At 63.4% G+C, this 24799-nt stretch carries 25 protein-coding genes; 19 read left to right on the top strand and 6 right to left on the bottom strand.

All coding sequences use genetic code 11. From position 1 onward, the window contains the following. On the bottom strand, positions 1-571 hold a 571-nt coding region (locus CXY71_RS05540; RefSeq protein ID WP_146071654.1), incomplete at its 3' end, for a YeeE/YedE family protein. A gap of 368 nt (positions 572-939) precedes the next feature. Here CXY71_RS05540 and CXY71_RS05535 point away from each other — a divergent pair. The 10 genes from CXY71_RS05535 to CXY71_RS20985 all read left to right on the top strand — a co-directional run bounded on the left by CXY71_RS05535 (position 940) and on the right by CXY71_RS20985 (position 11123). Then, positions 940-1971 (top strand): NADPH:quinone reductase, encoded by a 1032-nt coding sequence (locus CXY71_RS05535; RefSeq protein ID WP_104134666.1) that lies wholly within the window; start codon positions 940-942, stop codon positions 1969-1971. Between the two features lie 67 nt (positions 1972-2038). Further along, positions 2039-3727: a long-chain-fatty-acid--CoA ligase gene (locus CXY71_RS05530; RefSeq protein ID WP_104134665.1), complete on the top strand. Its 1689-nt coding sequence runs from the start codon at positions 2039-2041 to the stop codon at positions 3725-3727. Between the two features lie 80 nt (positions 3728-3807). Then, positions 3808-4473: an SDR family oxidoreductase gene (locus CXY71_RS05525; protein ID WP_104134664.1), complete on the top strand. Its 666-nt coding sequence runs from the start codon at positions 3808-3810 to the stop codon at positions 4471-4473. Positions 4474-4800: 327 nt separating this feature from the next. Beyond that, positions 4801-5829, top strand: a complete 1029-nt coding sequence (locus CXY71_RS05520; protein WP_104134673.1) for a LacI family DNA-binding transcriptional regulator — start codon at positions 4801-4803, stop codon at positions 5827-5829. Position 5830: 1 nt separating this feature from the next. After that, a complete protein-coding gene (locus tag CXY71_RS05515) occupies positions 5831-7345 on the top strand; it encodes a sugar ABC transporter ATP-binding protein (RefSeq protein ID WP_104134663.1) in 1515 nt (504 codons plus the stop codon). A gap of 11 nt (positions 7346-7356) precedes the next feature. Further along, complete coding sequence (locus CXY71_RS05510; RefSeq protein ID WP_104134662.1) at positions 7357-8328, top strand: ABC transporter permease; 972 nt, start codon at positions 7357-7359, stop codon at positions 8326-8328. A 59-nt stretch (positions 8329-8387) separates the two neighbouring features. Then, a complete protein-coding gene (locus tag CXY71_RS05505) occupies positions 8388-9332 on the top strand; it encodes a substrate-binding domain-containing protein (RefSeq protein WP_104134661.1) in 945 nt (314 codons plus the stop codon). After that, a complete protein-coding gene (locus CXY71_RS05500) occupies positions 9329-10297 on the top strand; it encodes a ribokinase (RefSeq protein ID WP_368665859.1) in 969 nt (322 codons plus the stop codon). Before CXY71_RS05505 ends, CXY71_RS05500 begins: the two co-directional genes overlap by 4 nt. Beyond that, a complete protein-coding gene (gene rbsD, locus CXY71_RS05495; RefSeq protein WP_104134660.1) occupies positions 10294-10677 on the top strand; it encodes a D-ribose pyranase in 384 nt (127 codons plus the stop codon). Before CXY71_RS05500 ends, rbsD begins: the two co-directional genes overlap by 4 nt. Positions 10678-10784: 107 nt before the next feature. Then, a complete protein-coding gene (locus tag CXY71_RS20985; RefSeq protein ID WP_158252986.1) occupies positions 10785-11123 on the top strand; it encodes a hypothetical protein in 339 nt (112 codons plus the stop codon). 144 nt (positions 11124-11267) lie between these two features. Here the strand turns inward: CXY71_RS20985 and CXY71_RS05485 are convergent, their stop codons facing one another. Beyond that, the gene (locus CXY71_RS05485) at positions 11268-12101 is read right to left on the bottom strand and encodes an ATP-binding protein (RefSeq protein WP_233204439.1); all 834 of its coding nucleotides are present in this window, start codon (positions 12099-12101) and stop codon (positions 11268-11270) included. Positions 12102-12715: 614 nt separating this feature from the next. Between CXY71_RS05485 and CXY71_RS05480 the strand changes: the two genes are divergently transcribed. From CXY71_RS05480 to arfB, 5 genes are all read left to right on the top strand, one after another. Further along, positions 12716-13270, top strand: coding sequence for a hypothetical protein (locus tag CXY71_RS05480; RefSeq protein ID WP_104134659.1), 555 nt, complete (start codon positions 12716-12718; stop codon positions 13268-13270). Between the two features lie 148 nt (positions 13271-13418). After that, on the top strand, positions 13419-14126 hold the full coding sequence (locus CXY71_RS05475) for a histidine phosphatase family protein (RefSeq protein WP_104134658.1): 708 nt from the start codon (positions 13419-13421) through the stop codon (positions 14124-14126). 9 nt (positions 14127-14135) lie between these two features. Next, entirely contained in the window at positions 14136-14675 is a 540-nt protein-coding gene (locus tag CXY71_RS05470) for a DUF3090 domain-containing protein (RefSeq protein ID WP_104134657.1), read from the top strand. Beyond that, positions 14675-15442: an SCO1664 family protein gene (locus CXY71_RS05465; protein WP_104134656.1), complete on the top strand. Its 768-nt coding sequence runs from the start codon at positions 14675-14677 to the stop codon at positions 15440-15442. The genes CXY71_RS05470 and CXY71_RS05465 overlap by 1 nt, the downstream gene beginning before the upstream one ends. 23 nt (positions 15443-15465) lie before the next feature. Then, complete coding sequence (gene arfB / locus CXY71_RS05460; protein WP_104134655.1) at positions 15466-15888, top strand: alternative ribosome rescue aminoacyl-tRNA hydrolase ArfB; 423 nt, start codon at positions 15466-15468, stop codon at positions 15886-15888. A 70-nt stretch (positions 15889-15958) separates the two neighbouring features. Here arfB and CXY71_RS05455 read toward each other — a convergent pair whose 3' ends face one another. After that, complete coding sequence (locus CXY71_RS05455) at positions 15959-17830, bottom strand: FAD-binding monooxygenase (protein ID WP_104134654.1); 1872 nt, start codon at positions 17828-17830, stop codon at positions 15959-15961. 274 nt (positions 17831-18104) lie between these two features. Between CXY71_RS05455 and CXY71_RS05450 the strand changes: the two genes are divergently transcribed. Both CXY71_RS05450 and CXY71_RS05440 read left to right on the top strand, forming a co-directional pair. Then, positions 18105-18548, top strand: a complete 444-nt coding sequence (locus CXY71_RS05450; protein ID WP_104134671.1) for a VOC family protein — start codon at positions 18105-18107, stop codon at positions 18546-18548. 491 nt (positions 18549-19039) lie between these two features. Beyond that, on the top strand, positions 19040-20278 hold the full coding sequence (locus CXY71_RS05440; protein WP_104134670.1) for an MFS transporter: 1239 nt from the start codon (positions 19040-19042) through the stop codon (positions 20276-20278). 26 nt (positions 20279-20304) lie between these two features. Here the strand turns inward: CXY71_RS05440 and CXY71_RS21420 are convergent, their stop codons facing one another. From CXY71_RS21420 to CXY71_RS05430, 3 genes are all read right to left on the bottom strand, one after another. Beyond that, positions 20305-20667, bottom strand: a complete 363-nt coding sequence (locus tag CXY71_RS21420; RefSeq protein WP_233198173.1) for an FBP domain-containing protein — start codon at positions 20665-20667, stop codon at positions 20305-20307. Positions 20668-20672: 5 nt separating this feature from the next. Further along, positions 20673-20801 (bottom strand): hypothetical protein, encoded by a 129-nt coding sequence (locus tag CXY71_RS22350; RefSeq protein WP_255411365.1) that lies wholly within the window; start codon positions 20799-20801, stop codon positions 20673-20675. Between the two features lie 389 nt (positions 20802-21190). Beyond that, positions 21191-23188: an HNH endonuclease signature motif containing protein gene (locus CXY71_RS05430; RefSeq protein ID WP_104134652.1), complete on the bottom strand. Its 1998-nt coding sequence runs from the start codon at positions 23186-23188 to the stop codon at positions 21191-21193. A 707-nt stretch (positions 23189-23895) separates the two neighbouring features. Between CXY71_RS05430 and CXY71_RS05420 the strand changes: the two genes are divergently transcribed. Continuing rightward, positions 23896-24258 carry a helix-turn-helix domain-containing protein gene (locus tag CXY71_RS05420; protein WP_104134650.1) on the top strand — a complete coding sequence of 121 codons (363 nt, stop codon included), beginning with the start codon at positions 23896-23898 and terminating at the stop codon, positions 24256-24258. Continuing rightward, positions 24255-24752: an SRPBCC domain-containing protein gene (locus tag CXY71_RS05415; protein ID WP_104134649.1), complete on the top strand. Its 498-nt coding sequence runs from the start codon at positions 24255-24257 to the stop codon at positions 24750-24752. The genes CXY71_RS05420 and CXY71_RS05415 overlap by 4 nt, the downstream gene beginning before the upstream one ends. Positions 24753-24799: the final 47 nt, after the last annotated feature.

Here is a 24799-nt window from a genome sequence, read left to right as displayed (position 1 = left end):
GAAGGTGGGCGATGCCGCTTTTGCGGGGCGGCAGGGTGGCTAGGCGAGCTCCTGGGCGTTTGCGCAGGTGATGCCGGGTCAACAAACCAACCGCGCTGGCCAGCACGGCGATCAGGAGCCAGGGCGAGACGCCAAGCAGCCCGTGCACGGTTGAGGCTTCCACCGTTACGCTGCGCAGGCCGGAGACTCCCGTAGCCAGCACGCCGGTCTTCGAGATCGCGGAGAACAGCGCGTAGAAGATGAGCGCCAGCCAGCTGCCCACCAGACCCTCACCGGCCCGATAGTAGGTGCCCGTGGCGCAGCCGCCGGCGAGCACGATGGCGAAGCCAAAGAGGAAGGCCCCAAGAATTGTGGCAAGCCAGGGAAAGGCGCTGGACGCCAACGAGATTACTCCGACTGCATCCAGGGTAAAGACTCCGACGCTCTGCACGGCGATCACGATCAGAAACGCCGTAATCCAGCGAGTGTTGCCGGTGACCCAGAGATCACGGAACGCGCCGGTAACGCAGAAACGACCGCGTTGCATCGCGAAGCCGAGGGCAATGCCCAGGCCCAAACCAGTAAGAAGCATGTCGTATCCCCGTTCGTTACGGCCTTCGCTGCAGTCGTGAAGGCACTATTGACGCTATGACTCATCATTCGAAGCAGCGCCGCAGAAGTCGCCGGGTGACCCTGTGAGACGACACATTTGACTGCTTTGAGGTTGAGCGCTACGCCCCGAGGCCATGAACCCGTGAATGCGATTCATTGTGGCGGTCGCTGGGGCTTTTCATCCGCCAAGAATTGCGCCGTCTCGCCGCGTTAGCGAGGTCACCTCAACTCTGAATCGGGAGCCGGATTCATCGGCGCCATCGTGCTCACTTTCGCGCGCGGCCATGGAGCATCGACTTGGTCCTCGGCCGCGGGAAACATTTTGACGCACGATGCGTTGCGTTTTACATGAAGACCATTGTGTATAGCCAGACCGGTGACCCGTCCGTACTCCAACTCGTCGATCGCCCAGTGGGTGAACCCAAGGCGGGGGAGGTGCGGGTGCGTATCGTGGTGAGCGGGGTCAATCCCACAGATTGGAAGTCACGTCGCGGCACGGCGCCCGGAGAGGCGCTGGCATTCACCGACGTCGTACCCAATCAGGACGGCGCCGGCATAGTGGATGCGATCGGTGACCGTGTCGAGAACGTCGCCGTGGGCGACCGGGTGTGGCTCGCTCTCGCCGCGTACCAGCGTGCGGATAGCGGTACCGCGCAGGAATACGCGGTACTGCCGGCGGAGCGCGTGTTCGCCTTACCGCCCGAGACGAGTTTCGACCAGGGAGCGAGCCTGGGGGTGCCGGCCGTCACGGCGTACCGAGCGCTATCGGTGGCCGAAGACGGTCCGGACACGCTGTATCCGGGCGCCCTGGCCGGCAAGATTGTGCTCGTGGCCGGCGGTGCTGGTGCAGTCGGCCACGCCGCCATTCAAATGGCACGTTGGGCTGGTGCCACCGTGATCACGACGGTAAGTGGGCCGGCCAAGGCAGCGCTCGCCACGGCCGCCGGTGCTCACCGAGTGCTGATCTATACCGATTCTGACGTGGTGACCCAGATCCGCAACGTCGCTCCCGACGGAGTTGACCTGATCGTGGAGGTGGCCCCAGCCCAGAATTCCGCCCTGGATCTAGCCGTCATCCGCAACCGAGGTTCGATCGCGGTCTACGCCAACAATGGCGGCGACCTGGTGACTCTCGACGTACGCAAACACTTCAGCCTCAACGTGCGCTACCAGTTCGTGCTGCTCTACACGGTCGGCGCCGAGGTCGTGCACCAGGCCGCCGCCGGCATCAATGCCGCACTCGTCGACGGCGCGCTGAACGTGGGAGCGGATGCGGGACTGCCGCTGCATCGCTTCGACCTCGCGCACACAGCGGATGCCCATGCGCTGGTCGAAAGTGGTGTCACCGGCAAGGTGCTCATCGACGTGGCCGCTGCCTGATCGCATCGGTCGCGGCATCCGCAGGGCACGCGCAGGATTCCGCTTCAACTCACGGGAGGATGGGGTCATGGCAAACAATGAACACGAGCAGTGGGTTAAGAACTATCAACCGGGCGTTCCCGCCCAGATTGAACTCCCAACGGAGTCCCTGGTGGCGATGCTCGAGCGGGCAGTAGCCGAGGCCGGCGCCCACCCTGCACTGGAGTTCTTTGGGCGTCGAACGACCTACACCGAGCTCGGCGACCAGATCGACAGGGCCGCCGAGGGGTTGCGCCATCTCGGGGTGCAAGCTGGCGACCGGGTGGCTCTGATCTTGCCGAACTGTCCCCAGCATGTCGTCGCTTTCTACGCGGTGCTCCGCCTCGGTGCGGTGGTGGTGGAGCACAATCCGCTCTACACCTCCAGAGAATTACGTCACCAGTTCGAAGATCACCAGGCCCGCGTCGTCATCGCGTGGGACAAGGCGACGGCCGCCGTGCGTGAGTTTCCGGCCGACATCGAGATTGACCACGTCGTCTCGGTCAATCTCCTCATGGAGTTTCCCACCCTCAAGCGCCTCGCCCTGCACCTGCCGGTGAAGAACCTGCGCGAGTCACGCGCGGCGCTTACGGGCCCGGCGCCGGGAACGATGTCGTGGAAGGACCTGCTCGGTCATGGTGCTATCGACTTCGCGCATCCGCGCCCGTCGGTGGATGACTTGGCCGCCATTCAGTACACTTCGGGCACCACTGGCACGCCGAAGGGGGCCATGCTCACTCATTTCAACCTGTATTCCAATGCTTTGCAGGGTGAGGCGTGGATGCACGGAGCGCAGTACCGCAAAGAAATCTTCTATGCGATCCTGCCGATGTTTCACGCGTTCGGGATGACTTTGTACCTGACGTACGGCATCCGCAAGCAGGGTTTGCTGGTGTTGTTCCCGAAGTTCGAGCCCGGTCTGATTCTCGACGCCATGAAGAAGTCACCCGCAACGGTGTACTGCGCGGTGCCGCCGATCTACGAGCGCACGGCGCTCGCCGCGAAAGAAAGAGGGATCTCGCTGCGATCGTGCAAGTACTGCATTTCGGGCGCCATGAATCTACCCGATCACGTCGTAGAACTGTGGGAGTCAGTATCGGGCGGACTGCTTGTGGAGGGATATGGCATGACCGAGTCGTCTCCGGTCGCCCTGGGTAATCCGTTTCATGCCAGCCGACGTACGGGCACGATCGGTGTGCCTTTTCCATCGACCCTGATGAAAGTAGTCGATCTGGATGACCCGAGTACCGAGGTGCCCGTAGGCCAGCCAGGAGAGTTGTTACTGAAGGGACCTCAGGTATTTCAGGGTTATTGGAACAACCCGGAGGAGACAGCGAAGACGCTTCTGCCCAATGGCTGGCTGCGCACCGGTGATATCGTGATCGTGGATGAGGATGGCTTCACCACGATCGTAGACCGGGCTAAGGAGCTCATCATTACCGGTGGCTTCAACGTCTCGCCCTCCGAAGTGGAGGCCGTTCTGCGCCTGCACTCGAGTGTCAGTGACGCCGCCGCGTTCGGCCGTCCGCTCGAACGGGGCGGGGAGATGGTCATAGCCGCGATCGAGCTCAAGTCGGGTGCCACTCTCGACGAGGATGCCTTGCGGGCGCACTGCCGGGAACACCTCGCGGCGTACAAGATTCCGCGGCGAATCGTGCAGATCGAAAACACGCCACGCTCGATGCTCGGCAAGGTCTTGCGCAAGCAGGTTCGTGAGCAGGTTCTGCCGCTGCTCTGATACCAGGCCAACGATGTTGCTGGGTCGCTCATGATGTTTCCCGAGGGAATATTTCCCCGTAGAGGGGTCTTGCAACCGGTATGACTACTATCGCAATTATCGGTGCAGGCAAGGGACTCGGTGCAGCAGTAGCGCATCGTTTTGGTAAGGAAGGATTTACCGTTGCGCTGATTTCGCGTAACCAGGGGCGAGTGGATGCCCTGGCTGAAGAACTGCGCCAAGAGGGAATCACCGCGAAGGGTTTTGTCGCCGACGTGCGGGACCAGCCGTCGATCACGCGAGCGCTCGAGCAGGTAGCGGAAACCCTCGGCGCGATCGAGGTGCTGCAGTACAGCCCCCTGCCGCAGAAGGACTTCATGCGTCCCGTGCTCGAAACGACACCCGCTGATTTGGTCGGACCGATCGAATTCTCCGTTTATGGTCCCGTCGCGGCGGTGCACCAGGTCGTACCCGGTATGCGTTTCTTGGGAAAGAACCGGGGCACCATCCTGTTCGTCAACGGCGGCACCGCAGTGACTCCGGTACGCAGTCTGACGGGTACATCCATTGCCTTTGCCGGACAGGCCGCCTACGCGCAGCTGTTGAATGAGGTTCTTGGTGAAGAGGGTATCCAGGTGTCCCAGCTCATCATCGGCGGTGGCATCATTGCTGGCCACCCCGAAAAGGACCCGGCAAAGCTGGCCGAGCACCTCTGGAATTTGCACGCGAAGCGCGACCAGTTTCGCCTGCAGATCAGCGCCGACTAATCGGCGTCAGTTTGACGTAATCGACCGCGAGCACCTCACAGCACGTGTTTAAGAAGCCCGCCCGTGTTCACACACGGGCGGGCTTCTCGCGTGCGTGCCACGACGACGCGAAATAGCACTAACACTAACCAGCCGAGACCCCATTTTTCTTGACGTGGTTCAGGGAACCATCCGTAGATTCCGCAGACCCAAGATCTAGGTGCCGTCTCAAGCACGCTTGAGGATCAAGTCCAGTTTGGCGGGTCACGTTGACACACGTTCACTCCGCGATCTAGTATGGAATCGATTCCATGGAATCGATTCCACGACCACGATGAGGTGAAAGAGATGGTGGACATCACAATTAAGGATGTGGCCGCGCTCGCTGGCGTTTCTGCAGCCACCGCGTCCCGCGTACTCTCTGGTAATCCCGCCACCTCTCCCCAGGCTCGGGACAAGGTCGCAGCGGCAGCCATCGAGCTGGACTACCGGCCCAACGCGCAGGCCAGGGCCCTGCGCTCGACCCGGAGCGATTCCATCGGCCTGCTGGTACCAGACGTGCGCAACCCGTTCTTCGCCGACCTCGCCCATACTGTTGAGCAAGCAGCCCTCTCCGAGGGCTATGTCACCCTGCTCGGCAATGCCAACGAGCAGAAGGAACAGCAGGACCGGTACCTGGAGACGCTGATCTCTCGGCGGGTGGACGGCATCATCGTGGCGCCACTTGGCGACGGTGGCGGCAGCATCCGTTCCCTGATCGAGCGCGAAGTTCCCACCGTCTTCGTAGACCGCACAGTCGACGGCATCGACGTGCCGACCGTAACCACCGACAGCGCAGTAGGCATTCGTCAGACCGTAGAACACCTCGCCTCCCTCGGGCACACCAGGATCGGGTATATCTCCGGTCCGCAGGCGACCTCGACCGGACGCGACCGGTACGCAGCCTTCGCTGCGGCTGTGACCGACGCCGGTCTCAGTCAAGACCTTGACCTGGTCTACTTCGGTGACTTTCAGGCGGCGAGCGGCTCGGCGGGCGTGCACGTTCTGCTCGAACTGAACGACCCACCCACGGCGTTGCTTGCCGCGGACAGCCTGATGGCCGTCGGCGCGATCGCCATCCTGCACAAACTCGGTTTGCGCATCGGCACGGACATCGCCCTGGTTGCCTTCGATGACATCGAGTGGTTCGCCCTACTCGACCCGGCCCTCAGCGTCATCTCTCACAGCGTGGAGGACATGGGCCGGATCGCCTTCGACCTTTTACTTGAGGTCATCGCCGGGCAAACCCCCCAATCGGTGGTTCTCCCCAGCGAACTCGTCATCAGGGCCTCGTCGTCGGTGCCCATCCTGCCCGCATCCAGCCGAAGGAAGAACTGACATGACTCAACAACCACTGCTGACCTTGCAGAATGTAGGAAAGGTCTTTGGGTCGGTCACGGTCATCAACGATGTCACGGTCAGTGTGTATCCCGGCCAGGTTCAGGTGTTGCTCGGGGAGAACGGCGCTGGCAAGTCCACGCTGATCAAGATGATGGCGGGCGTTTACCAGCCGGACTCCGGCCACATCGTCGTTGATGGAAATACGGTTACCCTGCCGAACACTCGCGCGGCGGAGGCGCTGGGCATCGCCACGATTCATCAGGAACTGAACCTTGTTCCCAGCATGAGCATTGCCGAAAACGTCATGCTCGGGCGGATGCCGACTAAGCACGGTCTCGTAGACCGCCGGGCCTTACGCCAGCAGGCCCGTGCCGCTCTAGCCCTGATCGGGTTGGATATCGACGTCGATGCCCTGGTCGGAGACCTGGGCATCGCCCGGCAGCAGCTGGTCGAGATCGCCAAGGCGCTGAGCATCAACGCCCGCATTTTGATACTCGACGAGCCCACCGCGGCGCTGACGCGCCACGAAACCGAAAACCTGTTCGCTGTCATGGCCGACCTACGCCAGCGAGGCGTCGGCATGCTGTTCATCAGCCACCACCTCGACGAGATCGCCGAGGTCGGAGACACCGTCACAGTACTGCGCGACGGCGAATTTATCGGAGAGGTTCCGGCTTCGACATCCGAAGACGAGCTCGTCAAGCTAATGGTCGGCCGCGGCATTGAGGACCAGTTCCCCAGAGTGTCCGAAAATCTGAGTCAGGCCGTGGAAGTGCTCACCGTAGAGAACCTCACCTCGACCGGACTATTCAGCAACATCAGTTTCACCGTCAAGGCGGGCGAGGTACTCGGCATCGCGGGTCTGGTCGGCGCCGGACGTACCGAACTCATCCGGGCCATCGCGGGCGCAGATCGGTACACTTCCGGCACGGTGGCCGTGCGCGGCCAGAACCTACCGAAGGGCGATATCAAGGCCGCCATCGCCGCGGGCATCGGGCACGTACCGGAGGACCGCAAGGGACAGGGGTTGGTGCTCGACGCGTCCGTCAATAACAACCTTGGCTACGCAACCCTTGCGTCTACCGCGAAGCTGGGACTGGTTGATTTTGCCGGTCAACGCAGGCGGGCAACCGAGGTAGCGAAGAGACTTCGCATCCGCATGCACACGATCGACCAGCCCATCGGCGCACTCTCCGGAGGGAACCAGCAGAAGGCCGTGTTCGGCCGCTGGATCATCGCCGCCTCCACGGTCCTGCTGCTCGACGAACCCACTCGCGGCGTGGATGTGGGAGCCAAGGTCGAGATCTACGAATTGATGAACACGATTACCGCGGCCGGGGGAGCGATTCTCATGGTCTCCAGCGAACTGCCCGAGATTCTCGGCATGAGCGATCGCATCCTGGTGATGCGCGACGGCCGGCTGGCTGGCGAGCTCAGTTCCGCAGAGGCTACCCAAGACGCAGTTATGACACTCGCCGCCCGCGATGTCGACGAGAAGCACGAACAGAGATAGGGAAGCACCTCATGTCCACCACCACCCTGCCGACGCGGCGACGCGGCGTCGACTACAAGAAGTTCCTCGCCAACAACGGCGCCCTGGTCGGCCTTGTTGTTCTCTGCCTCGCCCTGTTCATCGCAACCCCGGACTTTCTGACGGGGCCGAACCTGCTCAACATCGGTATCCAAGTATCCACTGTTGCCGTGCTGGCCTTCGGGATGACCTTCGTCATCGTGGCTGGCGGCATCGACCTGTCCGTCGGAAGTGTGGCGGCTCTGTCGGCTATGTCCTCCGGTTGGATGTTCGCCAGTGCTGGCCTCCCCGGCTGGCTCGCTCTCGTAGGCGGTCTGGTAGTCGGAGCGCTGGCCGGAGTAATCAACGGTTTGGCGAACGCCTATGGAAAGCTGCCGTCCTTCATCGCCACCCTCGCAATGCTCAGCGTTGCCCGCGGACTGACCCTGGTCATCTCCGATGGCCGGCCGATCAAGACCGCGCCCGAGGTTTCCTTTCTCGGCGGCAACCTGGGACCGGTGCCGATGCCGATCGTCATTCTCGTGATCGCTGCCCTGGCCGCGTCGTTCCTGCTCAACCGCACCGTGATCGGTCGTTCGATGTACGCCGTCGGCGGAAACGCAGAAGCCGCACGGCTATCGGGTCTGCCGGTCAAGCGCATCCTTGTCACCGTCTTTGCCCTGGCCGGACTCTTCGCTGCCCTCGCCGGACTGCTGCTCGCCGGGCGCCTCGATTCCGCGCAGCCCCAGGCGGCGGCCGGTTATGAACTCGACGCCATTGCGGCCGTCGTAATCGGTGGCGCCTCGCTCTCCGGTGGTCTCGGCCGAATCTCGGGCACCCTCGTGGGGGCTCTGGTCCTGGTCGTTATCCGCAATGGCCTGAACCTGCTCAATGTCACTTCATTCTGGCAACAGGTCGTCATCGGCCTCGTGATCGCCCTCGCAGTGGGCATCGACGTGCTTCGTCGCAAGACCCGCAATAGCTGACTCGTCGGCTGCTGGCAACTTTTCATCATTTCCACTCCATCTCACTCAAAGGAAACACAATGAAGTCATCCCCGTTCCTCAAAATCGCGGCATTGACCGCTACGGCCGCCTTGATCCTGGTCGGAACCACTGCCTGTGGCCGCGGCGGCGGCGCAGAGGCCTCCGGCGACAAAATCGTGATGGCCATTTCCACCCTGAACAACCCGTTCTTCGTGGAACTGCGCGACGGTGCAGAGGCGGCAGCCAAGGAAGCCGGAGTGGAGCTGAGCATCGTTGACGCGCAGAACGACTCTGCCACGCAGGCCAACCAGCTCGCTACGGCCGCCTCCAGCGGTGCCAAGGCCGTCATCGTAAATCCGGTGGACTCGGATGCCGCCGCCTCGGCAGTGGAGGCCTTGATTGGTGCCGGAATTCCCGTCATCGGAGTTGACCGCACCGTCACCGACGTCGACCTGGCATCACTCGTCGCCAGCGACAACGTGGCCGGCGGCCGTCAGGCGGCCGATGAACTCGCCAAAGCCATGGGCGAAACGGGCACGGTCATCCACCTGCAGGGGGTAGCCGGAACGTCAGCCAGTCGGGAGCGCGGCGCCGGCTTCGACGAGGGCATGCAGGCATACCCCGACATCACCGTGGTCGCCACGCAGACGGCCAACTTCGACCGCGCCGCCGCGCTCGATGTCACGACCAACCTGCTGCAGGCCAACCCGGGTGTCACCGGTCTCTTCGCGGAGAACGATGAGATGGCCCTCGGCGCCATCCAGGCGTTGGGCGCACGGGCCGGCTCTGAGGTCTTTGTCGTCGGCTTCGACGGCACCACCGACGGACTCGACGCCGTCGAGGCCGGTACCCTCGTCGCCACCATCGCCCAGCAGCCGGCCGAACTCGGCAAGCTCGCCATTGAATTCGCCATCAAGGCCATCAAGGGCGAGACGATCGCGAAGACCGTTCCGGTCGAGGTCGTCTCCGTCACCAAGACGAATGTCGGCGACTTCGCCAAGTGAGTCACCTCGCCAGGAGTGCCCTCATCTCACCCGCCAGCACTAGCACCAGCGCGCACGGTTCGGTCGTCGTCGTTGGATCCATCAACGTCGATCAGCTGATCCGCGTGCAGCGCCACCCGAAGCCGGGAGAGACGCTCATCGGAACGTCGATGGAATACTTACCCGGCGGTAAGGGGGCCAACCAAGCCGTGGCCGCGGCCCGGCTCGGAGCCAGTGTGCGCATGGTTGGAGCAGTCGGTCGGGATTTGCAGGCCGACGTCGCGACCGCGATCCTGACCGATGTGGGTGTCGACCAGTCGGCCGTGCGAACGGTCGGTGAACCCACTGGGCTGGCCCTGGTCAGCGTGGATGATGACGGCGAAAACACGATTGTGGTCATTCCTGGCGCCAACGCTCTGATGGGTGCACAGGCTGTTCAGTCCAACGCGGGCATCATCGCTGCTGCTTCTGTAGTGGTGCTCCAAGGTGAGATTCCCGCCGAGGGAATCGCGCAGGCGGCGCGGTTGGCAACGGGACGGGTGGTGCTGAATCTGGCTCCCGTGATCGAATTGGATGCTGCGACGATCCGGCGCGCCGACCCGCTGGTCGTCAACGAGCACGAGGCTGCCCTCGTGCTCGCACAATTAGAACCGCATCGCGCTGTCCCCACCGAGGAGGCCAAGCTGGTGAGCCGACTGCTGGGGTCGGGCGTCGCATCCGTTGTGCTGACGCGCGGCGCCAAGGGAGCCATCTGTGCTGATCGGGATGGTACCAACATTGTGGCATCGCCGACGGTCGTCGCCGTCGACAGTGCGGGGGCCGGCGATGCATTCGTGGGAGCGCTCAGCGCCCAGCTGGCTGCCGGGGTGAGCCTGCCTCAGGCCGTTCGCCTGGCCGTACGAGTCGGGGCGTTTGCGGTGCAGAGCCGTGGAACCCAGACCTCATATCCCACACTGGCCGACGTGCTGCCGACGGTGAACGCATGAAAAGGAGAGGCATCCTGAACGCCGAGCTGTCGGGTGCACTGGCCCGGCTCGGTCATACAGATATCGTTCTGCTCGCGGACTGTGGCATGCCGATCCCGCAGGGGGTTCCCGTGATCGACCTTGCTGTGGTGCACGGTATCCCGCGGTTCGAACAGGTTCTGGACGCACTGCTCGATGAGATGCTGTTTCAGGGTTGCGTCGCGGCGGAGGAAGCAAAGACCGCCCCCGCTGGAGCTTGGCTGGCCGAGCGTTTCAACGAAATCGAATACATCAGCCACGCAGAGTTGAAAGCATTCTCCGCGTCGGCGAAGCTGTTCATTCGCACGGGGGAGGCAACGCCGTTCGCCAATGCGGCGCTGGTCTGCGGGGTCTCCTTCTAAAACCGACCGCCCGCTCCGCTCGACGAAGCTGAGCAGCACTGTGCCCGAGTACGCCCCCGATCTCGTTCACGAGCATCCCCATGCTAAAGAGCTCGGCGGTCTCTTCGATGATCGAAAAGACCGCCGAGCCGTCGTGGGTGGCGGTGACGATCCTGGCGGTGGCTCCGGTGGGCACGATGACGAGGTTATCGCCGGCCCCGGCCGGCGATACGACCGCGAACGTGCCGAAGGTATCGTCTGCCCCGGATTGCACGGTGTCGGCCCTGGGCGAGAACGATGTTCAGGTCGACGAACCACCAGATTCCCAGGCCGCCAAGCGTCAGCAGCTTTGCAATACCCGAGTCGACCTTGCCCAGCGGGTCCGTGATGCACGCCATATTCGCGGCCTGACCCGAGTCAACCTTGCTGCGGCCGCCAGAGTGGAACCGGCCTGCTTTCACCGATGACGAGGATGCCCCGCACACGCCGATTTGCCAGCCTCTTCGTCGTCATAAGAGCTGGACAAAGCGGGCATCCGCGAACTTCCTGCAGAACTGCACCCGAAGCACGACTCGCTGTGTGCGCCGTTTGCGACGGGAAGCCCTCAACCGTTATTCGTTCTTGGCGCGAAGGTAAGCACGGAGATGAGGTACCGCAAAATCGATCAGCCCCCAGCCCGCGTCAACGATGACTCCCGCGTCGATGAGCCGGCGGCGGTATACACCGGCATATTTCTTGGTTCGCCCGAGTTGGTCGGCGATGAGGGCAAGCGCGACCGGTCCATCGTTTCCGGCCATTTTCGCAAGAAACGCTCGGTCGACGTCGGATAGATCGGCCAGTGATGCTTGGAGGACGGTCGTTCCGAGTCGATTGCGTGCTGCGACGATGCCGGCGTCAACCGCTTCGTCGGTCAGAGCGCCGTCGACTGCGCGCCGCCACACTTGGTGGCCGACCAGCTGAATCAAAAACGGGTAGCCTTCGGTCGCTGCCGCCGCCCGCGTGAGCTGTGTGTCGGTGAGCGAAATTCCCGTGTCGATGAAGGTGCGAGCCAGTGCCGCGCGCACGTCCGAAAGCAGGACGTCACCCAGGTCAATGCGGTCCGCTCGACGCAGGAACGTGGATACGTCCTCGTTCAACAGATCGCTGACGGCCTTGGGGATTCCCGCCATCAGCAAGCTGATCGGCAGATCTTCCCGGATCAGATGTTGGATGACCGCTGCGAGTTCGAGCAGATCGCCACGATCGACAGCGTGGATCTCATCGATGGTGATGAGAAGGCCGGTGGCGTGAGTGTCGAGAACACGAAGGAGGTCGGTGGCCAGTTCACGCCACGCCACCTGATGCTCCGGGGGCAGCTCGGTTGTGAGGCCGAACCCTGCGGCGATAAACGCGGTGATGCGTCTGTTTGGGGGGCCGTCGCCGAGCTCGTCACGGTGAGCGATCATTGCTTCAGCAAGTCGCACCATGAGTCCACGAGTGGCGGTNTTCAGCAAGTCGCACCATGAGTCCACGAGTGGCGGTTTCGGAAATGACGATCCAACCGTGCTCCTTGGCCAGATCCTCGGCTGCGGACAGCATGACGGTCTTGCCTATACCCCGGGGGCCGGTGAAGATGGTGAGCAGGCCAGGTGAACCGGAGCCGTCTTCCAGGCCCTCGCGGAAGCCCTCCAGAGCGTCGGTGCGTCCAACGAGGAGGGGCGGTCGGGCGCCCGCAGTGGGTTTGAACGGGTTACGCATCGCACTTCCTTTAGAAGTTTTTAGGAGGTTTTTCTCCTTTGTGCATGTTGCCTGAATGCTAGCTGATGTCGGCATTTGTGCAAGTCCTGGTGCAGAGCCGCGGCTGTGAGTGCGGCGGAGGCGAGAGAATCGATCAGTCCGTCCTGCGCGTAGAGCGTGCCGCCAAGGAAGCTAGTCGAGAGTAGGACGAGGCAGTGAGCCTGACGCCCTTCCGATATATCCGCTCCAGGGAATTTCGCAGGATTCACGCAGAACGCTATTGGATTCTCCCGTTGATGTCAACGGAAGAATCACGAAGGGCGGCGCGACGTACGATCAATGGATGCCGCCGCGCTCTCCACTGCCGCAACGTCACGGCCTCGAGGCCGCGTGGGTCTGCACGCCGGAACGGGCGCAGTATCCGCTTCGGAAGACGATGGGTGCCTGGCTGGACGAACGCTTGTCGGAGTTCGTGGACGTGGCCGGTTTTCTGGCTCAGGGGCGCTTTGTCTACGAGACCGGCACCGCGGTCGCCGGTCGTGACCCCTACCGGCCGCACACCTTCGTCTGGTTCCACCGCGATCTGGCCGAGGAGACATTCGTTCCAGGGCCAATTCACTTGATTTATCGCGACGATCGCATCGTCGTGATCGACAAACCTGCCTTTCTCTCGACCATTCCTCGCGGGCGCCACGTCGTGCAGAGCGTGGTGGTGCGCCTGCGGATTCCGATCAGTGACGACCCGATCTACCCGATCGTGCAGGAGATCGCGAGCGACGATTTCACCCGGCCCCTGCAACTGCTGGCGAACGAGGTGCGCTTCACCGACCCGATCGACGGTCGCCTGCGGCAGTTTGCCAGCGGGCGCACGCCTCCGTTGCGCAGCGCGGTCAGCTGAGCACGGAGTTCTGCCGCCGTGTTGCAGCAGGCGGTCCTGAAGCTGGCACGTGTTCAAACCCGGGCGAACTTCTCAAACATGTACCGCGAGCCCTGGGGATCGACAGTGCGCGTCCAGTGCTCGTCAAACGAATGCCTAGGCTAGACCTATGGCCACAGTCATTCTCGTGCGGCACGGCCGCACCACCGCAAACACCGCCGGGATACTCGCCGGGCGGGCAGCCGGAGTGCGGCTCGACAAGATCGGGCAGGACCAGGCAGCTCTGACGGGAAAACGCCTCGCGGTGGTGCCCCTGGTCGGCGTGGTCTCAAGCCCCTTGGAACGCTGCCAGCAGACTGCGCAGCTCATCCTCGACCAGCAGAGCGGTTCCCCGATCACGCCGATTGACGACGATCTCACCGAGTGTGATTACGGCCGCTGGCAGGGCCGGACCATCAGCGATCTGGCCAAAGAAGACCTCTGGTCGGTGGTGCAGACGCAACCCTCGGCCGTGATCTTTCCCGGCGGCGAATCGATGGCGGCGATGCAGGCGCGGTCGGTGGCCGCGATTCGACGCCACGACGCCGCCTTCGAGGCTCAGCACGGGCCCGGTGCCGTGTGGGTGGCGGTCAGCCACGGCGACGTCATCAAGTCCATTTTGGCTGACGCGCTTGGCATGCACCTCGACCTGTTCCAACGCATTAACGTCGGCCCCGGGTCGGTGTCGATCGTGCGCTACGGCTCCGGCCGGCCGAGCGTCTACGCCACCAACACCGACGGCGGCGATCTATCGTGGCTGGCCAACAGCATCCACTCACCGGATGCTGCTGTCGGCGGTGGAGCCGGTCATCAGCCGCCGCGCACCTCGAACGCGTAAAATATTCACATGCCTACAATCGTCCATGAGTTTGACTGGCCCGACCGGGTCGTCGTCGGCACCGTCGGCCTGCCCGGGTCGCGCACGTTTTACCTGCAGGTGCGCAGTGGCACCCGTATCGTGAGTATCGCGCTGGAGAAACAGCAGTCGGCGCTGCTCGGCGAGAAGATCGATGAGATCCTCGACCAGTTGATCACCTTCGAGGGAAACCCCTTCAGTATTCCGACGACGACCCCCATTGAGCTCGTCGACAACGACCCGCTTGAGCAACCCGTTGCCGAGGAATTTCGCATCGGGGCGATGAGCCTGGGCTGGGACCCCTCAACGGTGCAGGTCGTGATCGAGGCCTACCCGATCACCGACGATGACGAGGAATTGCTCGATCCGGCAGACGTGGCTGAAATGCTGCTGGTGCGCATCCCCGTCGGCACGGCGCGGGCATTCGCGAAACGCACGCGTGAGGTCGTCGGCGCCGGGCGACCGATGTGCTCCCTCTGCGGTTACCCCGTCGACGCCGACGGGCACACCTGCACCCTGCCCGAAGCCTGATGCCGATTCCCGACCTGGTCAATGGTGAGTTGAAGCTCACCGGCCGCATCACGACGGCCTCGAATGCAACGTTCCTGGGGAGCATCGACGGCACGGTGGTCGTCTACAAACCGGTAGCGGGGGAGCATTCGCTGTGGGATTTTCCCGACGGAAACCTCGCCAGTCGCGAGGTAGCCGCCTACCTGGTCTCACAGGTCTTCGGCTGGAACGTCGTGCCGCGTACCTGGCTGCGCGACGGCCCGATGGGCGAAGGCATGGTGCAACTGTGGCAAGAGTCTGACGCCGCGCAGGCCGCTGTCGACGTCGTCGCGGCTGATGCCGTTCCGGATGCCGGGTGGCGACACGTACTCGATGGGAGAGACGAGCGCGAACGCATGGTCACCCTCATTCACGAAGACAGCGCGGCGCTTCGCCGCATGGCTGTGTTCGACATCGTCGTGAACAATGCCGATCGCAAGGGCGACCATATTCTCGCGATGCCCGACGGTCACCGGCACGGCGTTGACCACGGGCTCACGTTCCATGTCGAACACAAGCTGCGCACCGTGCTGTGGGGTTGGCTCGGTGATGCGCTCACGGCCGACGAGCTTGAGGGCATCGACCGCGTCACCGCTGGCCTGTCTGCTGAGCTCGGCAACACCCTCGCCGGCCTGCTCCGCCCCGAAGAAGTCGCGGCGCTCGCCGAACGCTGCGGCCGGTTGCGGTCCGAGGGTGAGTTCCCCGCCCCGAGCGGCGACATGCCCGCCGTACCCTGGCCCCTGTTCTGAGTCATCTGTGGGACGCTTGACGCATGGATCTTGAGGTGTCGCCGGCGCTCACCATTCCCGAGCGCGAACTGGGCTGGCGCTTCTCGCGGTCGTCAGGCCCGGGCGGCCAGCACGTCAACACCTCCGACAGTCGCGTCGAGCTGTCCTGGAACGTGGCCGAATCGACCGTTCTTTCCGATGACGAGCGGATGCTGCTGCAAACTCGCCTCGGGCACCGTCTCGTTTCCGGGGTGGTCACCATCGCCGCGAGCGAGCAGCGTTCCCAGCTGCGCAACCGCGAGATCGCCCTGCGGAAGCTCGCCGACCTGGTGGCCGCGGGGCTGGCTGCGAAACCACCCGCCCGCCGCGCGACCAAACCCACCAAAGGCTCAGCCCGGCGGCACCTCGCCGTCAAACAGCAGCGCTCAGCCACGAAGCAGAACCGCCAGCGGCCGTCGGCGGAGTAGGCCGGCGACGCGGTGGCATCCGCTCGCAGAGAAAGCTGCCGCTTGACGCAGCGGCATCCGCTCGAAGCGGCTACCGCACGAGCAGCATCTGCCGAAAATACACCGCGAGCTCGTCGGTCGCCGTCAGCGGCAGCACGTTCGCGACGTACTGGTCGGGGCGCACGACGACGATGGCACCGTCGCGGCTGATTCCGCGCAGGGAGTAGATGTCGTGTTCTGGATCGGTGGCATAGAGCTTTTCGTAGTCGATCAACCCGAACGGGCCGGTTTTGGGTAAGAAAACCTCGGAAACCCGGCTGATGTCGACCTCGGCGTGGGCCTGCTGGTAGACCACCTTGATGTCGAAGACGCTGTCGATGTCCGTGCCGGCGGGGGTGTGGGCGAGCAGCGGCGAGTCGCCAGCCGTGCGCATCCACTCTGCCCATGTAGCTAGTTCAACGGAGGCGGCGTCGGCAAACGCGTAGATGCGCCAGCGGCCGTCGGCGCGGTGGTGGTGGCCAAGTTCGACCTGGTTGGCGTCACCGACGCGCACCACCGAGGCGGACTTGAAGCGCTTACCGATCGGAAACCCGGTCGCGAGCGACTGGTGGGTCGCCTCGCCGATCAGCATCGACGGCGGATACTGGGTCATGAAGCCGGCCGGAAACTCTGCCGTCTGCGTGTAGAACTCCTCGAGCGGCACCTTGAGGTCTTCCGGCTTTGCAGCCATGAGCGAAGACCACTCCTTGTCGAAGTCGATCAGGTTCTTGGCGATGACCTGGCGTTCTGCCGAGTAAGTGCCGAGCAGGCTGTCGGGGCTACGCCCGTCGAGCACGTAGGCGAGCTTCCAGCCCAGGTTGAAGCCGTCCTGCATCGAGACGTTCATGCCCTGGCCGGCCTTGGCGCTGTGCGTGTGGCAGGCGTCACCCAGAATGAAAACACGCGGCGAGCGGATGCCGATCTCCGCCGACAGCACATCGTCGAAGCGGTCGGTGAGCCGGTGGGCAACCTCGTACACGCTGTGCCAGGCGACGTTTTTCACGTCGAGCGTGTAGGGGTGCAGAATGGCGTTCGCCTTCGCGATGATCTGCTCCATCGAGGTCTGGCGCACGGCGCCATTGTCGTCCGGAGCGACTTCGCCGAGGTCGACGTACATGCGAAACAGGTAGCCGCCCTCCCTCGGAATGTGCAGGATGCTGCCGCCGGTTCCGGACTGGATGGCGCACTTGGTGCGAATGTCGGGGAAATCGGTGACGGCGAGCACGTCCATGACGCCCCAGGCGTGAAAGGCCTGGTCACCGGCAAGGGTGCAGCCGATCGAATCACGCACGGCGCTGCGGGCACCGTCGGCGCCGACGACGTACTTGGCGTGCACGATGCGTTCCTGGCCTTGCTTCTCGCCGGTCGTATGCACGAGTGTCACGGTGACGGGATAATCACCTTCATTGGTGTTTACCAGGCGGAGAAACTCGAATCCGAAGTCGGGTGTCATGCGGGTGGGCGCATTGGCCATCACCTCGGCGAAATAGTCCAGGACGCGCGCCTGGTTGACGATGAGGTGCGGAAACTCGCTGATGCCGGTGGGGTCATCGATAGCACGGGCCGTGCGGATGATGTTTGCCGGGTTAGTGGGGTCGGGTTTCCAGAAGGCCATCTCGGTGATGCGGTAGGCCTCGGCGATGATGCGCTCGGCGAAACCGAAGGCCTGAAAGGTTTCGACGCTGCGGGCCTGGATTCCGTCGGCCTGGCCGATCGCCAGGCGCTCGCCGCGGCGTTCGACGATGCGGGTCGTGATGCCTGGAAACTGGGAGAGTTGGGCGGCCGTGATCATGCCGGCCGGGCCCGTTCCGACGATGAGAACGTCGACGCTGTCGGGCAGTTCGTCGGGTCGATCGATGCCGACCCCGGCGGCGTTCTGAACGCGGGGATCGGTGGACACGTATCCGTGGTGGTGAAACTGCACGGCTTCCTCACTTCTCTGTGTGGTTCCTCGGAGTGGTTCCTCGGTGTGGTCTCGCGTGGCGATTGTGTCACCGTTCGATAATAGAACGCACTGTTCTATTATCGCTTTATGAATCATATATGACATCGGTTGATTCACAAGGCGCCCTGACAGCATCTGTTCAAGGCTGGCTTACCCGGTGACCAACTCCACTCTTGACACAGCGCTGGTTGTTGAAAGCATAGGAATGAGCCCGTATTTTTTCGGGCCACCCTCGACCGATAAAGGAGTCACCATGGTTACCAGCATCTTCGTCAATCTCCCCACGAGCGACCTCGAACGCTCGAAAGCATTCTTCGAGGGGCTCGGTTGGACGATCAACCCGGCGTTCACCGATGAGAACGCCGCCTGCATCGTGATCGACGATAACCTCTACCTCATGGTGCTCACCAGAGACTTCTTCGCCACCTTCACCGACAAGCCGATCGCCGACCCCAGTACCTCGATGATGACGCAGACCGCGTTCAGCCGGGACTCCCGCGAAGCCGTCGACGCCATGCTCGACAAAGCGCTCGCCGCGGGCGCTTCCGAGCCTCGCGTGGCCCAGAACTACGGTTTTATGTACGCGCGCGACTTTCAGGACCCCGACGGCAACGAGTTCAGCGCCCTATGGATGGATCCGGTGGCTTTCGAAAAGGGGCCGGCAGCGTACCTGGCCGAGCATCCCACGAACGCCTGAGTCTGGGGAAGACGCCCGCCGCTACCGTCGGCGAGCGGTGGACGCTCCTCATCATTCGCGACCTGGGTTCGCGGCGCTAAACCTGAAACCCGGGAATCTGAATGACCACAGGAACACTCGCATAAGCATCTCCACGCCCACGGCGGCCGACTGCACCCACATTACGCTGCGCGATGGATCGCACGCCGTGAGACATCGGTTTGCTACCCGCTGCACCGAATCGGATGTCTCCATCCAGCATTTCCAGGAGATGTTCAGACTCGGAAATGGAGACCATTGCCTTTCTGATGCTTTCCCGCCGAGCCCGATCGCCCTGGACTCTGTCCGGCGGCTGCCTCGGATAGCGGGCTATCCACCCGCTCTCAGCGGGTCGAGCATTCCTGTGGTCAAATACGCGAGGCCGATCGGTTGCAGGTCGTGAGCTGGCTAGCCATCCGCGCTGTGTGGGTTGATGATTGCTCTGTGAATACATGCAGCGTTGGGTGCGGGTTGTGAACCCGGCGGCCCGGCGTGTGCAGCGCGTCTACCTCACCCTGATGCTCGGGAATACGCTCGCGGCCTCGTTCATCTGGGGCATCAACACGCTGTTTCTGCTCGACGCTGGACTGTCGAACTTCGAGGCCTTTGCCGCCAACGCGTTCTTCACCGTGGGCATGGTGATCTTCGAGATTCCGACCGGGGTGGTCGCCGACACGGTCGGGCGCAAGGCGTCCTATCTGCTCGGCACCATCACCCTGTCGGTCACGACCGGGCTGTACTGGATGCTGTGGCTCTGGCAGGCGCCGTTCGTCTGGTGGGCGCTCGTGTCGGTGCTGCTCGGACTCGGCTTCACCTTTTTCTCCGGCGCCGTCGAAGCCTGGCTGGTTGATGCCCTCGCCGCGACCGGGTACACCGGCAGCCTCGAGGCCGTGTTTGGCCGGGGCCTCGTGGTGACCGGAATCGCCATGTTCTCCGGCTCCGTGCTCGGCGGGGTGATCGCCCAGGTGACAGACCTGGGTATGCCGTTCCTGGTGCGTGCCGGGGTGCTCATGCTGATGTTCGTGTTCGCGTTCATTGTTATGAAAGACCTCGGTTTTACTCCGGATCGCTCCGCCGGCCCACTGAAAGCGATCCGCAACGTGCTCAGTCAGTCGATCGAGCACGGCCTGAAAAGGCGTTCGGTGCGCTATATGATCCTCTCGGCGCCGTTCGTCGGCGGTGTCGGAAGCTATGCCTTCTACGCGCTGCAGCCCTACCTACTCGAGTTGTACGGCGACCCGACCGCGTATTCCATTGCCGGGTTGGCCGCGGCCGTGCTGTCCCTGGCGCAGGTGGCGGGCGGACTGCTGGCGCCGCGCATCCGCTCACTGTTCGCCAAACGCACCAGCGTGGTGTTGGTAGCGGTAATCATCAGTATCGGCACGCTCGTGGCCCTCGGCCTGAACAGCTTGTTCTGGCTGGCCATCGTTCTGCTCGTGGTCTGGGGCTTCGTGTTCGCCGTCGTCGGGCCGGTGCGGCAGGCGTATCTCAACGACATGATCCCGTCAAAGCAGCGCGCGACCGTGCTGTCGTTCGACTCGCTGTTCGGCAGCCTTGGTGGAGTGTTCATCCAGCCGGCCCTCGGTCGCGCGGCCGACCTGCAGGGCTACGGCACCTCGCTCGTGATCGGCGCCGTGGTCGAACTCATCGGTCTGCCGCTCCTTCTGGCCAGCCGCCGCCAGAAAGACCCCGCTGACGCCCGCACCATATAAGCGGATGCTGCACCATCCGCTGGCTTTTAGCTCCCGTCGCGCACGTCTTGGAGGAACTTGCGCACATGCTGGCCCAGCGCTTCGATGCGCTGCTGGCGCGCGGCCTCCACGTCGAAGCCAATGTAGGCGACCGAAGGGAGGTTGCGCACGTTCGCCGAGCACTCGAAGTTGGCGCAGGCGAGAATACCGATCGTGTCGCCGTTTCGCCCAGCCTGCCCGGCCCGTTTGGAACTGAAGAACGCCACATCGTTGGGCAGCTGCACGGCGTCGAAATTCTCCTCGAAGCGGATGTGCGGCTCACCCTCGAGATCGACCCAGCGTTTGAGCATGGCGTTCTGGTCGACGTGGGGGTGCTCTTTCTGGTCGGCACGCGTGTGGCGAAGGACCACCTCGCTTACACCCCGGCGGTCGGTCGTCGCTCACCCTGGTCGCTGGAGCCGATCCCGTGCGTCTGCTGCTCATCGGTGGCGAACCACTCGGTGAACAGATTCTGATGTGGTAAAACTTCGTCGGCCGCAGCCACGAAGAAATCGTCAGCTACCGAACCCAGTGGCAGGCCGAGATCGGTGCGGCCGACGGTGACCTCGTTGACCCGCGATTTGGTACCTTTCCCGCGGGCGAGCCCGCCCCGATCCCGCCGCCAATTCTCCCCACAGTGCGGTTGCGCCCACGTAGTTAGTCGCTCGGCGCGCGCGCTGCTCGTGCACGCGTTGAATGAAGCCGCAGAAAGCTTCTACGGCAAGTTCGGATTCGTGCCCCTATCGCGAGTTCTCCACTCTCTGTACCTGCTCATCAGCGATGCCGGAGCCACTCTTGCAGCGGTGGCGCACTGACCCAATATCGGGTCGTGCCCATCTCCTTACGCGTAGCCGACTGCGGTGCCCGCCACAGGCACGCCGTTCGGGCGAGCGGCTAGTTGTGGTAGTCGCGGTACGGGTGGCCCGGTGTCGGGTCGTTTCCATCAAGGCGGTCGAGATCGCCATTTCGCGGCTCGTGACTGTCAACGGTGCCCGGCACGATCCGAGTGGATGTCGGCGGGTCAGGGTGGAAAGATTTGTTCACGAGCGGGTTCTTGCTGGGTAGGGCGATCAGTGTCCGTTCGGGGTCGATTTCGATTGGTGGTTGCAGCCAATATAAAGAGTCGCTAAACCAGATCTTCCAATGCCGGTTATGGAGCAGCATGTGATGCAGACTGCAAAGAAGAATGGCATGGTCAATGTCGGAAAGTCCCCGGTCAATCCAATTTTCGATGTGGTGCGTTTCGGTCCAGGCGGGTGGCTTGTCGCAGCCGGGCCAGCGGCATCCTCCGTCGCGCACGGCGAGGGCGCGGCGTTGCTCACGATTGAAGAGGCGTTGGTCGCGCCCGACGTTGAGGGGTTGTCCGGTTTGGTCGAACAGGATGCCGAGGTAGCCGGTGTCGCAGAGGTGCCGGTCGATCGTTTCCGCCGACACCGGTGCGGGGTTGCCTTCGATATATCCAAATGACGAGTTGGGTGTGGCGTCCGTGGTCACCGCTGTTGTCGGCCCGCCCATCCGCTCGACCATCCGCCCGCCCGCCAGGTCGCCGGTCAGTCTGTTGGTCGGTTCGCCCGTCATTCGGCTCAATTCGCGGCCCGTCTGGCCGTTGCTCGGCGCTTTCCTGTTGGTCCCAGTAAGGCCATCCGGTTCGCCACTCTCGACGGTCTCGGCAGCCTGCAGGCCTTCATCGGTCGCCGTTTCGGGGGCTGGCGTGCTGGGGTCATCACTGGGGGTGGGGAAGGAAAAGGGGGCGGGGAAGAAAGAGGGGTCGGGGAGGGTGGTGGGGCGATCGTGTTCGGTGACGATGACCTGCACCACTGGGCGGCGACCGCCGAACAGAGTGTTCGGGTCGGCGTCGGCGCCGAGCTTGAGCAGCTGAGTGAAGGAATCCGCGGCGATCTGGTCGAGGGTGCGCGGGTCGTCCTTCACACTCTGCGCCCAGGCGGCTCGTTCTGGGTCGACGAACCGTACCCCGCCGCGACGCGGACTGGTCAGCGCGTCGTAGGTTGCCATCCACATTTCCCCCTGCTCCGGCGGAAAGAGCGCGTGCAACGTCACCATGCCGTCGGCGCGCCGCCACAGCGACCAGGTCGTGTCATCGCGAGCCTGCTTCTCCCGCGCCAGAATGCCCGCCGCGTCCAGGTCGTCCCGCATGCGCCTGGCCCGTTTGTAGGCCTGCTCGGTGTTCATCCCTGAAGCCTCGACCAGCAACACGCGCAGCGCGGCGGCAAGCTTCTCGGCAGTGATCGCCTGATCTAAGGTGCCCAGCCCCCGCAACAGGGCGTCGCCGACGCCGGGCGAGAACGTGCCGGCAGTGACGGCGTGCACGATTGGCGCCTGCCACGGCACCACCACCGGTACTGGCGCGATGATCGGTTCGATCGGCAGCACGGGGCGGGAAACGAAGACGGGCAGCGGTGGCAGATCCGGGTGAAGCACCGCCCAGACCGCCGCCCGCTCCGCCTCGCGAGCAGCCTCCCGCTCAGCCTCCGCTGCAGCCTCTTCAGCAGCTCGGGCAGTTCGCTCCACGTCCCGAGCAACGTCTGCCGCGCGGCGTTCAGCAGTTTCGGTGTCGCCCATCAGTACTCCGACGGCTACCAGCCGGCCGGCCTCAACTCGGCTGAGCCCGGTGGCCTCCTGCACCATCAGCGTCGGGTTGCCAAACCCATGCCGCGCCGCCAAACCCGACTGGCCCAGCTCCGGCCGGGACCGCTGCGCAATCGTGCCCGCCAGCAACGCCGCCGCAGTGTTACTCAGTCGCAGCAGGTCAGCGATCGAACCACGCGCCGCCAGCACCTCTGCCTCAGACAGACCAGCGAACTCAGCACAGGAGCCACCGAGCGCGGCCACTGTGGCCGCCGCCCGGGTGAGTTCCACTGCCATGTTGCTCATGATTCAACCCAACACCCAACCACTGACATTCCCGAGGAAAAATCATGCTTACAAGCACTAAGTCGGCGAAATCCGCCAAAGAATACCCAAAGAAATGTTTCGAGGGCAGAAGACGCTCACCATTTCACAACGGTCGGCCGGAGCTCGAGGGACCGTGGCCGCCACGACGCGGGCGGGCCGGGTCTGGAAAATCACTGCATCTTGAGTGCCCAAATGCGATTGCAGCGTGCGGCACTCCCGCCCGGGTAAGCACGAAAGTCGGCGCTGCCGACTGCTCATGCTGCGCCGGTTGCCAAACCTGCCTGTCCTGCGCCGGCACGGGCTCGGGGCAGCCCGGACGGCCGTTTGGCTGGCGGCGGTAGCCACTGTGACCTACGACATCATCCTCAGACAGCCAATGGGGCAGGCGCTTTACCGTTACCGTCGTGGAACTACGTGTGGTTTACGCTCGCGGCGATTGCTGCTCTCGGTTGGCAGATTTTTGTACTGTGGAAGTGTCGTGACCAGGCATCGCGAAATGACGAGCACCGCATTGCGGCCGCTTTGGCTTTCGCTTCAAAGGATCTCAAGCCAGGCGAGCAGCGCGGAGCAACGGACGTGATCGCGACTATCGACTAGTAGTAACCGCTCGACATTTGTGATGTGAATTGAATCGAACTTGACGATCGCCTTGTGCGCTCGTTGGTGTCGGCCTAGAGTACAACCAAATGGTTGTATATGAAACAGTGAGTGACGAGACGGATCGCATTTTTCATGCGCTCGCCGATGCCACGCGTCGCGACATCATGATGCGGGTCGTGCAGCGCGAGCAGTCGGTGTCGACGCTCGCCGCGAGCTATGCCATGAGCTTCGCGGCGGTGCAGAAGCACGTGGCCGTGTTGGAGCGGGCGCATCTCGTCGTGAAAGAACGCCGCGGACGGGAGCAGCTGGTGCACGGTAACCCCGAAACGATGCGCAAGGCAACCCTGCTGCTGCAGCACTATGAAGAACTGTGGCGGTATCGCGCCCAGCGCATGAGAGACATCTTGTCCCGAGATGTCTCGCCAAAAAAAGAAGGAGAAGATTCATGACCGTCGTTAGTTCACACACAGATCCTGAGGCACTGACCCTCACCTTTGTGGCCGAGTTCGACGCGAGCGTCGAACGGGTGTGGCAACTTTGGGAAGATCCGCGCCAGCTTGAGCGTTGGTGGGGGCCGCCTATCTGGCCGGCCACCTTCGATCGCCACGACTTCGTTCCCGGCGGGAAGTCGCGCTACTACATGACCGGACCAGACGGTGAGAGGGCGCGTGGCTGGTGGGTGACCACTGCCATCCACTCGCCGGAACGGCTGGAGTTCGACGATGGTTTCGCCGATGACAACGGTGAGCCCACGGGCGACCTGGGGGCAACCCACGCGGTGGTCACCCTGGAGCAATTTGACGCGCGAACGCGCATGACGATCTTCAGTACCTTCGAGAGCGCCGATCAGCTCCAGAAGATGATGGAAATGGGCATGGAGGAGGGTATGCGCGAGGCGATGGGGCAGATCGACAGCCTGCTCGCCGAGAAGGTGCGGGCGTAGCGACGTGCCGGGCGAATCGCTCCCGAGAATACTCGGGAGCGATTCGC

Origin of the sequence: Cryobacterium sp. Y62 (genome assembly GCF_002929785.1) — a bacterium.
Taxonomy (GTDB): Bacteria; Actinomycetota; Actinomycetes; order Actinomycetales; family Microbacteriaceae; genus Cryobacterium.
Note: the sequence above shows the minus strand (reverse complement) of the source record. Positions and strands in the feature narration are given on the sequence as shown.

Excerpts from the sequence above, each read along its gene's own strand:
- CXY71_RS05535 (WP_104134666.1), top strand. The coding sequence starts at position 940 with ATGAAGACCATTGTGTATAGCCAGACCGGTGACCCGTCCGTACTCCAA.
- CXY71_RS05530 (WP_104134665.1), top strand. The coding sequence starts at position 2,039 with ATGGCAAACAATGAACACGAGCAGTGGGTTAAGAACTATCAACCGGGC.
- CXY71_RS05525 (WP_104134664.1), top strand. The coding sequence starts at position 3,808 with ATGACTACTATCGCAATTATCGGTGCAGGCAAGGGACTCGGTGCAGCA.
- CXY71_RS05520 (WP_104134673.1), top strand. The coding sequence starts at position 4,801 with ATGGTGGACATCACAATTAAGGATGTGGCCGCGCTCGCTGGCGTTTCT.
- CXY71_RS05515 (WP_104134663.1), top strand. The coding sequence starts at position 5,831 with ATGACTCAACAACCACTGCTGACCTTGCAGAATGTAGGAAAGGTCTTT.
- CXY71_RS05510 (WP_104134662.1), top strand. The coding sequence starts at position 7,357 with ATGTCCACCACCACCCTGCCGACGCGGCGACGCGGCGTCGACTACAAG.
- CXY71_RS05505 (WP_104134661.1), top strand. The coding sequence starts at position 8,388 with ATGAAGTCATCCCCGTTCCTCAAAATCGCGGCATTGACCGCTACGGCC.
- rbsD (WP_104134660.1), top strand. The coding sequence starts at position 10,294 with ATGAAAAGGAGAGGCATCCTGAACGCCGAGCTGTCGGGTGCACTGGCC.
- CXY71_RS20985 (WP_158252986.1), top strand. The coding sequence starts at position 10,785 with ATGATCGAAAAGACCGCCGAGCCGTCGTGGGTGGCGGTGACGATCCTG.
- CXY71_RS05485 (WP_233204439.1), bottom strand. The coding sequence starts at position 12,101 with ATGATCGCTCACCGTGACGAGCTCGGCGACGGCCCCCCAAACAGACGC.
- CXY71_RS05480 (WP_104134659.1), top strand. The coding sequence starts at position 12,716 with ATGCCGCCGCGCTCTCCACTGCCGCAACGTCACGGCCTCGAGGCCGCG.
- CXY71_RS05475 (WP_104134658.1), top strand. The coding sequence starts at position 13,419 with ATGGCCACAGTCATTCTCGTGCGGCACGGCCGCACCACCGCAAACACC.
- CXY71_RS05470 (WP_104134657.1), top strand. The coding sequence starts at position 14,136 with ATGCCTACAATCGTCCATGAGTTTGACTGGCCCGACCGGGTCGTCGTC.
- CXY71_RS05465 (WP_104134656.1), top strand. The coding sequence starts at position 14,675 with ATGCCGATTCCCGACCTGGTCAATGGTGAGTTGAAGCTCACCGGCCGC.
- arfB (WP_104134655.1), top strand. The coding sequence starts at position 15,466 with ATGGATCTTGAGGTGTCGCCGGCGCTCACCATTCCCGAGCGCGAACTG.
- CXY71_RS05450 (WP_104134671.1), top strand. The coding sequence starts at position 18,105 with ATGGTTACCAGCATCTTCGTCAATCTCCCCACGAGCGACCTCGAACGC.
- CXY71_RS05430 (WP_104134652.1), bottom strand. The coding sequence starts at position 23,188 with ATGAGCAACATGGCAGTGGAACTCACCCGGGCGGCGGCCACAGTGGCC.
- CXY71_RS05420 (WP_104134650.1), top strand. The coding sequence starts at position 23,896 with ATGGTTGTATATGAAACAGTGAGTGACGAGACGGATCGCATTTTTCAT.
- CXY71_RS05415 (WP_104134649.1), top strand. The coding sequence starts at position 24,255 with ATGACCGTCGTTAGTTCACACACAGATCCTGAGGCACTGACCCTCACC.